The sequence below is a fragment of the Pseudomonas sp. GWSMS-1 genome (assembly GCF_049847425.1).
Taxonomy (GTDB): domain Bacteria; phylum Pseudomonadota; class Gammaproteobacteria; order Pseudomonadales; family Pseudomonadaceae; genus Aquipseudomonas.
This window is the reverse complement of record NZ_JBMHHV010000005.1, coordinates 1422691-1436021: the sequence shown is the minus strand read 5'-3', so window position 1 is coordinate 1436021 and position 13331 is coordinate 1422691. Positions and strand designations below refer to the sequence as shown.

The following is a 13331-nucleotide window of genomic DNA, read 5'->3' as shown; positions in this document are numbered from 1 at the left end:
GCGAAACGATGTAGGACTGACTGGCCAATAGAGCCAAGCCACAAGGATGGTCACCCAAGGTCGTAGAAGGACTAATTCACAGGCAGCACAACGCCCGCCGTAAATAGCGCATAAAAAAACATAGGCTCAGGAAGTGGCGCACGGCGGCGCCTGGGCATTACTCGGTGTGGCTTTGCGGCAGATTTAGCAGGGCGGCGTTTGGTTGCTCAGCACATACCAGCCGCCAACGGCCTGACTCAGCGCCTGCTGCGCTTGCAGTACGGCGTCCGGATCTAGCTGCTGCAGCGCCAATTGCACAGTGTCGCCATGCTCTGCGGACAAGCCCGCCAGATGCGCCTGCCAGGCTTGCTCAGCCAGCCCTTCGCTGCTGCGCGATTGCACCTGCCACTGACGACTCAAGGCATCAGTGGCACAGGCCAATGCGGCGTGGTTCAGCTCAAGTAAGCAGGCGTTACGCGCCTGCAGAAATGCCTGAATATGCTCAACAATCGCCGCGCCATTGCAGCTCGGTGACTGCACGCCAAACAGCAACCCACGCCGGCCATGGATCTGCCGGTAGCTGCAAAACACCGCATACCCCAGCTGCAGCTCACTGCGCAGGCGCTGATAGAACGCGCCCTGATGCAGATGCCCAAGCACGCGCCAGCAAGCCTCGGTCACCGCCGAGTCATCGGGCTGCGGGCAAAACAGCAATAGCGCCGACTCGCCCTCTGCCGCCAAGGTCCGCCAATGCTGCCCAGCGGCAACAGAGGCCAAACTGGCTGACACCGACAGTGGGTGAACTGCGCTAAAAAGCGCTTCAACCTGCTGTTGTCCCCCCACATCCAGCCCTACACCAAGCGCATCGACGCGCACCTGACGATAGCGCTGCTGCAGCGCTGCCAAATCAAGCCTGGCGGTATCGACAGGCTGGCGCCGGAATAACTCGCTGCAATTCGCCAGGAGCTGACGGATTGGCATGGCCTGCCGCTCAAGCGCTACACCTGCAATGGCTGAGCGCCAGTGTGCAGCATCAGCGTGCAGTAGTGCCGGCATGAGCAGTGCTATCGCACGTGGCAGCAAGCTGGCACTGCCCTGCAAACACACACTCAAGCTGGCGGCCTCGGCATCCAGGGTCAGGTTAATGCCGAGCTGAGCCAGGTGCTGGCGAATCTCGCGCAAGCTAACCTGCGCCAGCCCAAGCAACAGCTCAGCCTCAAGTGGTTCGGTAAAGCAGCAGCGAGCGTGCCAGGCGGCCATAGGAACAGGCTGGCCAGTAACGACCTTGGGCCCGGGTAGCCAGGCCAAGCCAGCTGAAACCTTCAGCACCGCGCCCAGCTGCTGCGCCGGTAAAAGTAAGGGATTGTGCCCAGGCAACTGCCAGCAACCGCGTAGGGCCGGTAATGACAATGCGGGAGCAAACGCCATACGCAAGGGAAAGCCCGCACCAGGCCAGTCCGGCAATACGCCGTTATCCGCCGTCACTAAGCACCGGCGCAGCGGCTCCTGCAATTGCTGCAAGAGCATGCTTAGCGTTTCAGCGTCAGCGTGCGACGACTCTTGCCAGTAACGCGCCAAGGCCAGTGGCGTCATACCATGCAGGCGATGAGGCTGAATCTGCAGATAGCTGTCGAGGCAACGCGCAGGGTCAGCATGTGTATTAACAAAAGCCAGCCAATCCAACAGCAAAGCTACGCAGTCAGGCGCTGATGCCACACCGCGCGCACTCAACAGCAGCAAGGCCTGACCGCCATAGCAGTAAGGCACCTGTACTTGCAGCCCCTCAGCCAAACCATGCTCGCGCAAGCCTGCAAGCAGCCCCCCAGAGCTTTCATCTAATAACCAGCTTTGCAGCCAGGCCAAGGTTTTAACTGCTGAGGCCTCGGTCAAATCCAAGGCAAAGCCAAGATGCAGGCTGTCCATTGCACCAGGCAGGTTCAGGCGTAGATGCGCAGTACGCCATGGCAACATCGGCACCGGTGACGCACGTGGCGTCGCCATCGCATCGGCCACAACCCGCCCATGACATTGCGCCAAGGCGTAAAGTTGCTCAATCGGCTGCGGCGCAACGATGCTCAGTTGGCAATTACCGGCGTGATAGAACGCCCGATGGAAAGCCCGCAGCGCCTGCTGGAACGCCACCTCGGCTACCGGCAGGCTATCGCGATTACCCGCTTGGAACACCGCGCAGCGATGGCCATCAGCCAACACCTGCCCCAACGCGGCACTGAGCAAGGTATCGGCATCCTGACCACGGGCAATAAACTCCGCATGCACCACTTCACGTTCGCGGACCTGGTCAACCTCCGCCAAAATCGGCTGGGCAACCATATCCAGCAGCCGTGCCAGCGCGCCGTCCAGGGACGCCGCCGGTACTTCACAGAAATATTCGGTGTAACGCGCCTGTGTGGTCGCATTCACGTGCCTGCCACAGGCTTGCACAAACGGCATGAGGCGCTGCTCAGCGGTAAATCCTTCACCGCCAAGAAACAGCAAATGCTCGAGAAAGTGTGCCAAGCCGGGATAAGCCAGCGGCTCGTCATGACTGCCGGCATTGACCCGCAAACACAACGCTGCATGGCTTAACCAAGGTTGGCTGAGCAGCATGACCGGCAAGCCGTTATCCAGATGACGGCTCACCGGTTCTATGCTCTGGTCAGAGGTGCAAGCAGGCAGATTGGGCATAACGGACAAAGCCGTAGCAAACATGAAAGAACGAGGATCGACTGCCTAACAGTGCAGCACAATTGTTCTTTAGAAGTAGTCAGTGCCTATCCCTGCATCGCCCGCTGCGGCAGTTCTAGCGCTTCTATTTAGAGTCGCCGCGCTTAGATAAATGCCTGTTTAGCGACGCCGCGCGGCATGCGGTTTGTACCAGGCAGTTGTTGCAGCCGTTGCAACCATGCAGCGCGAGGGCTCAAGGTGGATTTCGGCTTCGCCGTTTCAGCCGCTAACTGGGCAGCTTTCGCGGCTTTTGCCGCCGCGCGCAGTTCGGCGAGGGTGGGTGTTTTGCGTACTGGCTCTGCAGCGCCCTTTTCAACGGTGCGCAGGCAAAGCTTGCATGAAACCTGAGTAACATCCTGAGTACTTTTTAGGCTCAATCCTGTTCGCCCGCATGCAACATTGTCCTGAAGCGTGGAGTAATGAATTGCCAACGTGTTGTCTCCTGCATTTTTGGGGGCGCGAATTCTACACGGTTCGGCTGCAGGACAAAGGGCCTCAACTAAACAAAGTCAGCTTGTCGGACAGTTGACTTGTCCATGTGAGCGGTATGGGCCAAGACCCGGGCTCACGCTGTAAGCGCAGGGTACTTCGGCGAACCCGCGCAGAGCGCTGCCATATAACTGCCGCCATACCTATGCGACAATGCGCCGAATATCCGGTATGAACCCCGCATTGATCACTCAGCCATTGGGCCGTAACGCCCTGATGTTGGTGTCGATGTGCGCCCGCTGGATCAACTCAAGCTCCGTCTGGAGCAAACTGGAACAGCTGAATATTGGTATCCAATCGCTATCAACACCATTCAGCAAGCCGCAAGTCATTGATAGGTAAGACTTTTGATCTCCACCGCTAACATCACCATGCAATTCGGCGCCAAGCCACTTTTCGAGAACGTTTCCGTCAAATTTGGCGGTGGCAATCGTTACGGCCTGATCGGGGCCAACGGCTGTGGCAAGTCGACCTTTATGAAAATTCTCGGTGATGATCTGGAGCCATCCGGTGGCCAGGTGATGCTGGAGCCGAATGTTCGCCTGGGTAAGCTGCGCCAGGACCAGTTTGCCTACGAAGAATTTACGGTGATCGACACCGTGATCATGGGTCACGAAGAGCTGTGGGCGGTCAAAGCCGAGCGCGACCGTATCTATTCGCTGGCGGAAATGAGCGAAGAAGACGGCATGAAAGTCGGCGAGCTCGAAGGTGAGTTCGCGGAAATGGACGGCTACACCGCTGAATCCCGCGCCGGCGAGTTACTGCTCGGCCTGGGTATTCCGCTGGAGCAGCATTTTGGCCCGATGAGTGAAGTTGCGCCGGGCTGGAAACTGCGCGTGTTGCTGGCGCAGGCATTGTTCTCCGATCCGGAAGTGTTGCTGCTCGATGAGCCAACCAACCACCTGGACATCAACACCATCCGCTGGCTGGAAAACATCCTCACCCAGCGCAACAGCACCATGATCATCATCTCTCACGACCGTCACTTCCTGAACAGCGTGTGCACCCACATGGCTGACCTGGATTACGGCGAGCTGCGCCTGTTCCCAGGCAACTACGATGAGTACATGACTGCAGCCACTCAGTCGCGCGAGCAGTTGTTGTCCGACAACGCCAAGAAGAAAGCGCAGATCAACGAGCTGCAAAGCTTTGTGAGCCGCTTCTCGGCCAACGCGTCGAAATCCAAGCAAGCCTCCTCGCGCGCCAAGCAGATCGACAAGATCCAGCTGACCGAGGTTAAGCCGTCCAGCCGCGTTAGCCCGTTCATTCGTTTTGAACAGAACAAAAAGCTGCACCGCCAGGCCGTGATGATCGACAAAATGGCCAAAGGCTTCGACGGCAAAGCGCTGTTCAAGAACTTCAGCTTCCAAGTTGAAGCCGGCGAGCGCGTGGCAATTATCGGCCCGAACGGTATCGGTAAAACCACCCTGCTGCGCACCCTGGTCGGCGAACTGACCCCGGATGCCGGTAGCGTGAAATGGACCGATAGCGCAGAGCTGGGCTACTACGCCCAGGACCACGCCCACGACTTCGAACGCGACGACACCCTGTTCGATTGGATGGGCCAGTGGACCACCGGCGAGCAGATGATCCGTGGCACGCTGGGGCGCATGCTGTTCAGCAACGATGACATCCTCAAGTCGGTAAAAGTCATCTCCGGTGGTGAGCAAGGCCGCATGCTGTTCGGCAAGCTGATCCTGCAAAAGCCCAACGTGCTGGTGATGGACGAACCGACCAACCACTTGGATATGGAGTCCATCGAAGCGCTCAACCTGGCGCTGGAAAACTACCCCGGCACGCTGATTTTCGTCAGCCACGACCGTGAATTCGTCGGTTCCCTGGCCACGCGCATCATCGAGCTGTCGGCCAACGGCATCACTGACTTCAGCGGCACTTACGACGACTACCTGCGCAGCCAAGGCGTGATCGTCTAAAAGCTGGCGAACAACCTGCTTAGCGCCGGCTAAACGGCGAAGAAAAAGCCCCGCTCACAGAATCTGTGGGCGGGGCTTTTTTGGGTGCGTCTGACTTAGGCGTAGTGGCGACGGAGAAAATCTGCGAGCAGCTTATTCACCTGCTCAGCCTGCTCGTTCTGAATCCAGTGGCCGCAATCTTTCAGCACATGCTGCTCAAGGTGGGCGATGCGCTTGGGCATCTGCTTCAGCGTGTAGGCTTCGAGTGTGCCGACTGGATCCATATCACCGAGCAAAAACAGCGCCGGCTGCTCGATCTGCCGGTCAGCCAGGGCCTCGGTACGCTGCCAGTTACGCTCGAAGTTACGGTACCAATTGAGCGCGCCGTAAAAGCCGCGCCCCTCAAAAGCACTCAGGTAGTGCTCGAATGCCGCGTTATCGCACCAAGCAGGCAACGTGGCGGGATCGTGCATGCCATCAAACAACCCGGCCCCTGCTGGTTTTTCCTGCAGAAAGTGATCCTTAGGCGCGGCGGCGGAGGTGTTGTACATCATCATGCGCAGGGTGCGCGGTATGTCGGCATCCATTTCCGCCTCGGCTACACCAGGCTCCTGGAAGTGCAGGATGTAATGAAAGCGCTCGGCATACAGCTGGCGCATGATGTCGATGGCAGGCTGCTTCGGCCGACCGCCAAACGGCACCGCCATCCCAACCACCGCCATAACCCGATCAGGCTCAAGCAAAGCCAGGTGCCAGGCAATAGGCGCGCCCCAGTCGTGGCCCACCACACACACTTGCTGCTGGCCGAGTTGGTCCATGGCGGCCTGGATGTCGGCGCAGACGGTCAACAGGTCATAGGCGGCAGGATCGCGCGGCGCGCTGCTCTGGCCATAGCCGCGCATTTCAGGGATGAGTACGCGATAACCCGCCGCCACCAAAGGCGCAATCTGCTGTCGCCAAGAATGCCAACACTCAGGAAAACCGTGCAGCAGCCAGACCGCTCGGCCCATTTTAGGGCCGGCACTGTATAGGCTCAGGTCGATCCCGTTGACCTGGAGTATTTGATGCTCAAGCTGATCCATATGCGTCTCCGTTATCTGCGGCTACTATGACAAAGGCGCACCCGAAGATGCGCCCTTATTCACCCGCCGAATACGGCAGCAGCAGTCAGCTTTGCACGGTGCTCCAGTCAATCCACTGCAGCTGCCAGGTCGCCAGAATCAGCAAGCCGAAGCCAATGCGATACCAGGCGAAAGCTGCGTAGCTGTGGTTGCCGATAAACTTGAGCAGCGCCCGCACCGCAATCATGGCGAAGATAAACGAGGTGACAAAGCCAATGGCAAATACCGGAAAGTCGCTGGCCTGAAACAGATCGCGGTACTTGTAGCCGGAGTAAACAGCAGCGCCCACCATCGTCGGCATGGCCAGAAAGAACGAAAACTCGGTCGCCGCTTTGCGCGAAAGGCCGAACAACAGGCCACCAATGATCGTCGCGCCAGAGCGTGAAGTACCCGGAATCATCGCCAGGCATTGGGCGAAGCCGATCTTCAGCGCATCTTGCCAGGTCATCTCATCCACGCTCTCGGCGTGGACCAAGTGCGTACGCCGCTCAGCCCACAGCATGATCACCCCGCCCACCACCAGTGCTAGCGCCACAGTGATGGGGTTGAATAAGTAGTGATGGATAAGGTCGGCAAATAGCACACCTAGCGCCACAGCCGGCAGAAAGGCGATCAGCAGATTGGCGGTAAAGCGTTGCGCTTGAGGCTCTTTAGGCAACCCAACAACAATGCCGATAATTTTGCGTCGGTACTCCCATACCACCGCCAGAATCGCCCCGAGCTGGATGATGATATTGAAGGCCATCGCCCGCTCACCGCCAAAACCGATCAGGTCAGCCACGATGATCTGGTGTCCGGTGCTAGAAATTGGCAAAAATTCAGTAATGCCTTCAACGATGCCCAGAATCAGTGCCTGAACAGCAACCCAAAGATCCATCCCCACTCCTAAAACGTGCCTTTCAGCACGAACAACACATTATGACGATGAATACGCAAGGGCTGTCGGACTACCCGCCGTAAAAAGGGTTCCGGGCGAACAGAAAAAACAGGCAAATCACATACTTAACCCGTAACGACGAAAATCCTAACAGAGAACCTTTGTGCGCGCCGCACTCAGATGCTGTACAGCCACGTAAAGCTTTAGGCATTAGCAAATACTGCACCTTAACTACCCGACTATTAGCCTAAGGTCTAAGGTAGAAAAGCAATGTTCTTAACCTATAAGAAGCGAGCAAATGCCGAAACTCAAAAAGGAAGAAAAACGCTATGAATAGCTTGCGCAGCCTGCCGATCAACCGCCGTTTATGGCTAATTCTGGTGGTGGCTATCGCCATGCTAGTTATTCAGGGCGCCTTGTTGCTCAAGCAAATTCGCACTGATCTTTACGCCGCCAAGGCAGAAAAGACCCAGCACGTGGTGCAGAGCGCGGCGGGCATTTTACAGCACTATCAAAGTTTGGAAGCTGCAGGCAGCCTGTCCCGCGAAGACGCACAGAAGCAGGCAATGGAAACGATCCGCGGCCTGCGCTACGCCGGCCAGGAATATTTCTGGATCAATGACCAGACACCGGTAATGGTCATGCACCCGACTAACCCCAAACTGGAAGGCCAGAACCTGTCTGGCTTCAAAGATCCAGACGGCAAGGCGCTATTCAATGAGATGGTGGCCATCAGCAAGAGCCAGGGTGCGGGTCAAGTTGATTACCGCTGGCCCAAGCCCGGGGCAAGTGAGCCAGTGCCCAAGATCTCCTACGTGCAACTCTTTCAGCCATGGGGTTGGATCATCGGTTCCGGCGTCTATGTAGATGACGTGCAGACTGAGTTTAAAACCCAGGCGCTCAATACCCTCGCGATTGGGCTGGTGATTGCTGCGCTGCTGATTTTATTGGTGGTACTGATCGTGCGCAGCATCACCCAACCGCTGCAGCAAGCCGTCAGCGCGATGGCCAATATCGCCAGCGGCGATGGCGATCTGACGCGCAACCTCGACACCCACGGCAACGATGAGCTGAGCGCCCTGTCCCGCCACTTCAATGCGTTTACCGACAAACTGCGCCTGGTGATCAAACAGTCTCTCGACTCCGCCAGCCAGCTTGATGTCGCTGCCAAAGAACTGGGACAGATATCCGGCCAGTCACAACAGCACAGCGAACAGCAATCGCAACAGATGGAATTGGTTGCCACAGCCATCAACGAGGTGACCTACGGAGTGCAGGATGTGGCGAAAAAACGCCGAGCACGCCTCCAGCGAAGTGCATGCCGCCGAAGACCAGGCCACTCAGGGCCAGCAAAATATTGAGGCCAGCCTGCGGCAAATTAACGAGCTGTCCGGCACGATTGACCAGGCCGTGGCGGTGATTCAGGCGCTGGCCCAAGAAAGCACGCAGATTGGCAGTGTACTGGAGGTGATTCGCTCAATTGCCGAACAGACCAACCTGCTGGCACTCAACGCCGCCATTGAAGCGGCCCGTGCCGGCGAGCAGGGTCGCGGCTTTGCCGTAGTGGCCGACGAGGTGCGTCTTCTGGCACAACGCACGCAAAAATCCACGGCGGAAATCCAGGTGATGATCGAACGCCTGCAAGGCAACTCGGAAGCGGCGGTCAAGGTCATCCATGACAGCAGCAAAGCCTCCCAGCTGACCATCGAGCAGGCTAGCCTGGCAGGTGCCAGCCTCACGCAGATCGCCAGCGGGCTGCGTAACCTCAGCGGCTTGAACGCGTCCATCGCCAGCGCGACGCTGCAACAATCGCATGTGGTCGAGGACATCAACCAGAACGTCACCCAAGCGGCCAGCCTGGCGCATGACAATGCCTTGGCCGCGCAACAATCCAGCGATGCCGGGCAACACCTGGGCCAGTTGGCTGAACAGCTAAACCGGCTGCTGAGTCAGTTCCGGGTATAAGGAATACATGAGCAGCATGGAACACCAGGAAGTCGACCTGAGCAAACCACAGAATCAAGACTTGATCTGGGACTTGGACAACATCGCCCGGCGCGAGCTGGCCGAGCGTTTTATCAAGCTGTTCGAGAACCGCCTGTGCGTTTACTCGGAGTCGACGCGCCAGCTGTATACCAACTACGACCTGCACTTCCCCAGCGACCTGGGCCGCAAGATGGTAGTGCTGCCCAATCCGTACGCTTTCCACGACACCCTGCACGGCATTGAAGCTCAGGCAATACGCAAGACTGGGCTGTGCGTGCTACCCGGCGTGGTATTGAAAAAGCCAGGACTGCTGCTGACGACCATGATCAAGGAACGCGGCCCGGCACCAAAGACAATGCAATTTAAACCGGCCTTAGCGCAAATCATCAGCAACCAGAAAAAAGCCGGTGATATCTTCCTGCCGATCATGATCAAAGGCGATTTGCGTGAGTTTAATCAGCAAATGCCCTACATCCACCTGCACCGTTTACAAGTCAGCCGCCTGACTCGCCTGTCGACCTTTGAGCGTGACGATATTCAGCAGACCATCACCCGCAAGCTTCTTATGCTCTATCGCCAGGCCGACAGCCTCACCTGCTAATACAGGGCGTTGGTTTAACCCACACAAAAACGGGCCCTCGTTACCGAAGGCCCGCTTTGTTATTTATCGCAAAAAGTCGGAGCTGCAACCGCTATTGCTGGCTGACCCAAAATACTGCGCTGACGACGAAGATTACAATCAAGGCAAAAATAGCCTTGGCATCGACTGCGCTGTCAGTGCTGTCCGGCTCGCTATGTTCGGTCATGGACTACCCCTCTTGTTATGTTTATAGGTGAATCGCCTAATGCAGTTAAGACCAGCGCACTCGCTTGCTCAAGCCGGGCAGCGATGTTCAGCGGCGTGCTTATCCCATTAAGTTCTTTCCATATACTCAAACATCACTTTTGCGCATAACTCCGAGCTGGTATCTTCCTCCGCCTCCGCCTCCGCCTCCGCCAGGACTGCGCGGCCGTGCGCGCTGATTAGCTGTAAAAAGCCTGATAACAGGACACTCCATGTACGTATACGACCAGTACGACCAAAAAATCGTCGAAGACCGCGTTAAGCAGTACCGCGATCAGACCCGCCGTTACCTGGCTGGCGAACTGAGCGGCGAAGAATTCCGCCCGCTACGCCTGCAGAATGGCCTGTACATTCAACGCTTTGCGCCCATGCTGCGCGTTGCCGTGCCATACGGCCTGATGTCATCTGCACAGGTGCGCATGATGGCCAAGATTGCCCGCGACTACGACAAGGGCTATGCGCACATCAGTACCCGCCAGAACGTGCAGTTCAACTGGCCGGACCTGGAGGATGTTCCCGACATTCTTGCCGAGCTGGCCACCGTGCAGATGCACGCGATTCAGACCAGCGGCAACTGCATTCGTAACACCACTACCGACCAATTTGCCGGTGTGGCTAAGGATGAACTCATCGACCCGCGTCCGTGGTGCGAGATCATCCGCCAGTGGTCGACCTTCCACCCTGAGTTCACCCACCTGCCGCGCAAGTTCAAGATTGCGGTTAACGGTGCAGTCAGTGATCGCGCTGCAGTCGAGGTGCACGACATCGGCCTGGAAGCAGTGCAGAACGCCGCCGGCGAGCTGGGCTTCCGTGTGTCCGTCGGTGGCGGCCTGGGCCGTACGCCGATCGTTGGCAGCTTTATCAACGAATTCCTGCCGTGGCAGCACCTGATCAGTTATCTCGATGCCATCCTGCGTGTGTACAACCGCTATGGCCGTCGTGATAACAAGTACAAGGCGCGGATCAAGATTCTGGTTAAGGCGTTGACCCCTGAAGTGTTCGCCGAGCGCGTGAATGCTGAATGGGCGCACCTGAAAGACGGCCCGACCACCCTGACTGAAGCTGAAGTGGCGCGTGTTGCCGCGCACTTTATCGACCCCAGCTACAAAGCCCTCGACGACCAGGACGTCGCGCTTGCAGCGTTGGATGCCGAGCATCCTGGCTTTGCCCGCTGGCGTCAGCGCAATACCTTCGCCCACAAAAAACCGGGCTATGTGGCCGTGACTCTGTCGCTCAAGCCGACCGGCGTGGCGCCGGGCGATGTCACCGACAAGCAGTTTGATGCCATCGCCGATCTGGCTGATCGCTACAGCTTCAGTGAAGTGCGCAACAGCCATAACCAGAACATCATTCTGGCCGACGTCGAACAAGCCCAGCTGTTCACCCTTTGGGGCGAGCTGCGCGAACATGGTTTCGCCACGCCAAACGTGGGCCTGTTGACTGACATCATCTGCTGCCCGGGTGGCGACTTCTGCTCGCTGGCCAACGCCAAGTCGATCCCGATTGCCGAAGCCATCCAGCGCCGCTTTGATGACCTGGATTACCTGTTCGACATTGGCGAAATTGACCTAAACATCTCCGGTTGTATGAACGCCTGTGGTCACCATCACGTCGGCCATATCGGCATTCTCGGGGTGGACAAGAAAGGCCAGGAGTTCTACCAGGTATCGCTCGGCGGCAGCGCTGGGCGTGATGCCAGCCTGGCGCAGATCCTCGGCCCATCCTTCGCCGAAGCGGACATGGCTGACGTGATCGACAAGATCGTCAAGGTCTATGTCGAGCGCCGTACTGACGAAGAGAGTTTCCTCGACACCTTCCGCCGTATCGGTGTTGCACCGTTCAAGGAGCGCGTTTATGCAGCGAATCATTAAGAACGGCCAGCTGGTCGATGAAAGCTGGCACCTGCTGCCCAAAGATGCCACGTTGGACGGTATTTCCAACTGCGACGACCTGATCGTTCCACTGGGTCTTTGGGTTGAACACAGCACCGCGCTCAAGGCCCGCGATGGCGGCCTGGGTGTGTGGTTGGATGCGGGTGAGGAAATCGAGGAAATTGCCGACCAGCTGGATAATTTTCAGGTGATCGCGCTGAATTTCCCTGCTTTCACCGATGGCCGCCACTGCTCCACCGCCTACCTGTTGCGCAACCGCTACGGTTACACCGGTGAAGTGCGTGCTATCGGCGATGTGCTGCGCGACCAGCTGTTCTCCTACCTGCGCGTAGGCTTCGATGCCTTCGCCCTGCGTGAGGACAAAGACCCGCTGGACGCGCTGAAAGCCTTTGAGGAGTTCAGCGAGGTCTACCAGGCCTCCACGGACCAGCCGCTGCCGCTGTTCCGCCGCCGCGCCTAAGTCAGCGCTGCAACGCAAAAGGCCCGGTAATCCGGGCCTTTTCATATCCGCGTTATTTAGCCCAAATTGACCAGCACGCGCCCTACTTGCTTACCCGCCAGCACCTGCGCAATGGCTGCCGGTAGCTGCTCAAGCGTCACTTCGCTGACCAGCACATCCAGATTGACCTTCCACTGCAGCGACAGCTTGTCCCACATCGACGCCTTGACCACCAGCGGCAGCTCGACCGAGTCGACCCCCAGCAGATTCACCCCACGCAAGATAAACGGCAGCACACTGCCCTTAAAGCCCACGCCAGCCGTCAGGCCGCAACAGGCAGCGCTAGCACCATAGCGCAGCGATTTGACCACGTTAAACAGCAGATCCCCGCCTACGCAATCCACCGCACCGGCCCACTGCTCCTTGAGCATTGGCTTATCGGTGCCCTCCAGCAGCTCGGAACGCAGGACAATCTGCTGCGCGCCCAGCGCTTTGAGGTAATCGCCCTGCTCCGCTTTACCGGTCGATGCCGCCACCCGATAACCCAGGGTAGTCAGCAACGCCACCGCAACGCTGCCAACCCCTCCGGTGGCCCCCGTCACCAGAACGGTACCCGCATCCGGCGTTAGCCCGCTTTGTTCAAGCTTGTCGACACATAGCGCGGCAGTCAGACCAGCAGTACCGAGCACCATGGCCTCACGCAGCGATAAGCCCTTGGGCCGTTTCAGCGCCCAGATAGCGGGAATACGGATGTATTGGGCAAAACCACCCGAGGTGTTCATGCCCAAGTCATAACCGGTGACGATCACCTCATCGCCAGCACTGAACTCAGCCACGCTAGAAGCTTCCACCACACCGGCGGCATCAATACCTGGGGTATGCGGGAAGCTTTTGGTGACGCCGCGATTGCCAGTGGCAGACAAGGCATCCTTGTAATTGAGTGACGAATACTTAACTCGAATCAGCAGTTCACCGGCCGGCAAGTCGTCGATCTCACGCTGCACAATCACCTGTTCGAAACCACCCGCTGCACTTTCACGGGCCTGCAATGCACTGAACTTGCTCAT

At 57.9% G+C, this 13331-nt stretch carries 12 protein-coding genes; 7 read left to right on the top strand and 5 right to left on the bottom strand.

What is annotated here, in order from left to right:
- Positions 1-183 precede the first annotated feature (183 nt).
- Both pqqF and ACEPAJ_RS10230 read right to left on the bottom strand, forming a co-directional pair.
- Positions 184-2619 carry a pyrroloquinoline quinone biosynthesis protein PqqF gene (pqqF, locus tag ACEPAJ_RS10235; protein WP_425914747.1) on the bottom strand — a complete coding sequence of 812 codons (2436 nt, stop codon included), beginning with the start codon at positions 2617-2619 and terminating at the stop codon, positions 184-186.
- A gap of 188 nt (positions 2620-2807) precedes the next feature.
- Positions 2808-3134: a hypothetical protein gene (locus ACEPAJ_RS10230; RefSeq protein WP_274086641.1), complete on the bottom strand. Its 327-nt coding sequence runs from the start codon at positions 3132-3134 to the stop codon at positions 2808-2810.
- Positions 3135-3363: 229 nt separating this feature from the next.
- On the opposite strand from ACEPAJ_RS10230, the gene ACEPAJ_RS10225 reads away from it, so the two are divergent.
- Together ACEPAJ_RS10225 and ACEPAJ_RS10220 are read left to right on the top strand one after the other, a co-directional pair.
- A complete protein-coding gene (locus ACEPAJ_RS10225; protein WP_425914746.1) occupies positions 3364-3534 on the top strand; it encodes an integrase in 171 nt (56 codons plus the stop codon).
- Positions 3535-3539: 5 nt separating this feature from the next.
- Positions 3540-5126, top strand: a complete 1587-nt coding sequence (locus tag ACEPAJ_RS10220; RefSeq protein ID WP_425914745.1) for an ABC-F family ATPase — start codon at positions 3540-3542, stop codon at positions 5124-5126.
- Positions 5127-5221: 95 nt separating this feature from the next.
- Here ACEPAJ_RS10220 and ACEPAJ_RS10215 read toward each other — a convergent pair whose 3' ends face one another.
- Entirely contained in the window at positions 5222-6187 is a 966-nt protein-coding gene (locus tag ACEPAJ_RS10215) for an alpha/beta fold hydrolase (protein WP_425914744.1), read from the bottom strand.
- Between the two features lie 85 nt (positions 6188-6272).
- On the bottom strand, positions 6273-7103 hold the full coding sequence (locus ACEPAJ_RS10210) for an undecaprenyl-diphosphate phosphatase (protein ID WP_425914743.1): 831 nt from the start codon (positions 7101-7103) through the stop codon (positions 6273-6275).
- Positions 7104-7432: 329 nt separating this feature from the next.
- Between ACEPAJ_RS10210 and ACEPAJ_RS10205 the strand changes: the two genes are divergently transcribed.
- The 5 genes from ACEPAJ_RS10205 to ACEPAJ_RS10185 all read left to right on the top strand — a co-directional run bounded on the left by ACEPAJ_RS10205 (position 7433) and on the right by ACEPAJ_RS10185 (position 12285).
- On the top strand, positions 7433-8464 hold the full coding sequence (locus tag ACEPAJ_RS10205) for a cache domain-containing protein (RefSeq protein WP_425914742.1): 1032 nt from the start codon (positions 7433-7435) through the stop codon (positions 8462-8464).
- Positions 8382-9068 (top strand): methyl-accepting chemotaxis protein, encoded by a 687-nt coding sequence (locus ACEPAJ_RS10200; RefSeq protein ID WP_425914741.1) that lies wholly within the window; start codon positions 8382-8384, stop codon positions 9066-9068. Before ACEPAJ_RS10205 ends, ACEPAJ_RS10200 begins: the two co-directional genes overlap by 83 nt.
- Positions 9069-9075: 7 nt before the next feature.
- Positions 9076-9690 (top strand): hypothetical protein, encoded by a 615-nt coding sequence (locus tag ACEPAJ_RS10195; RefSeq protein ID WP_425914740.1) that lies wholly within the window; start codon positions 9076-9078, stop codon positions 9688-9690.
- A 455-nt stretch (positions 9691-10145) separates the two neighbouring features.
- Positions 10146-11804 (top strand): nitrite/sulfite reductase, encoded by a 1659-nt coding sequence (locus tag ACEPAJ_RS10190; RefSeq protein WP_425914739.1) that lies wholly within the window; start codon positions 10146-10148, stop codon positions 11802-11804.
- Positions 11788-12285 carry a DUF934 domain-containing protein gene (locus tag ACEPAJ_RS10185; RefSeq protein WP_425914738.1) on the top strand — a complete coding sequence of 166 codons (498 nt, stop codon included), beginning with the start codon at positions 11788-11790 and terminating at the stop codon, positions 12283-12285. The genes ACEPAJ_RS10190 and ACEPAJ_RS10185 overlap by 17 nt, the downstream gene beginning before the upstream one ends.
- A 56-nt stretch (positions 12286-12341) precedes the next feature.
- Here the strand turns inward: ACEPAJ_RS10185 and ACEPAJ_RS10180 are convergent, their stop codons facing one another.
- The gene (locus tag ACEPAJ_RS10180; RefSeq protein ID WP_425914737.1) at positions 12342-13331 is read right to left on the bottom strand and encodes a YhdH/YhfP family quinone oxidoreductase; all 990 of its coding nucleotides are present in this window, start codon (positions 13329-13331) and stop codon (positions 12342-12344) included.

Coding starts and splice junctions, on each gene's coding strand:
- ACEPAJ_RS10205 (WP_425914742.1), top strand. CDS start 7,433: ATGAATAGCTTGCGCAGCCTGCCGATCAACCGCCGTTTATGGCTAATT.
- ACEPAJ_RS10195 (WP_425914740.1), top strand. CDS start 9,076: ATGAGCAGCATGGAACACCAGGAAGTCGACCTGAGCAAACCACAGAAT.
- ACEPAJ_RS10215 (WP_425914744.1), bottom strand. CDS start 6,187: ATGGATCAGCTTGAGCATCAAATACTCCAGGTCAACGGGATCGACCTG.
- ACEPAJ_RS10180 (WP_425914737.1), bottom strand. CDS start 13,331: ATGAGCAAGTTCAGTGCATTGCAGGCCCGTGAAAGTGCAGCGGGTGGT.
- ACEPAJ_RS10190 (WP_425914739.1), top strand. CDS start 10,146: ATGTACGTATACGACCAGTACGACCAAAAAATCGTCGAAGACCGCGTT.
- ACEPAJ_RS10210 (WP_425914743.1), bottom strand. CDS start 7,103: ATGGATCTTTGGGTTGCTGTTCAGGCACTGATTCTGGGCATCGTTGAA.
- ACEPAJ_RS10200 (WP_425914741.1), top strand. CDS start 8,382: ATGTGGCGAAAAAACGCCGAGCACGCCTCCAGCGAAGTGCATGCCGCC.
- ACEPAJ_RS10225 (WP_425914746.1), top strand. CDS start 3,364: ATGAACCCCGCATTGATCACTCAGCCATTGGGCCGTAACGCCCTGATG.
- ACEPAJ_RS10185 (WP_425914738.1), top strand. CDS start 11,788: ATGCAGCGAATCATTAAGAACGGCCAGCTGGTCGATGAAAGCTGGCAC.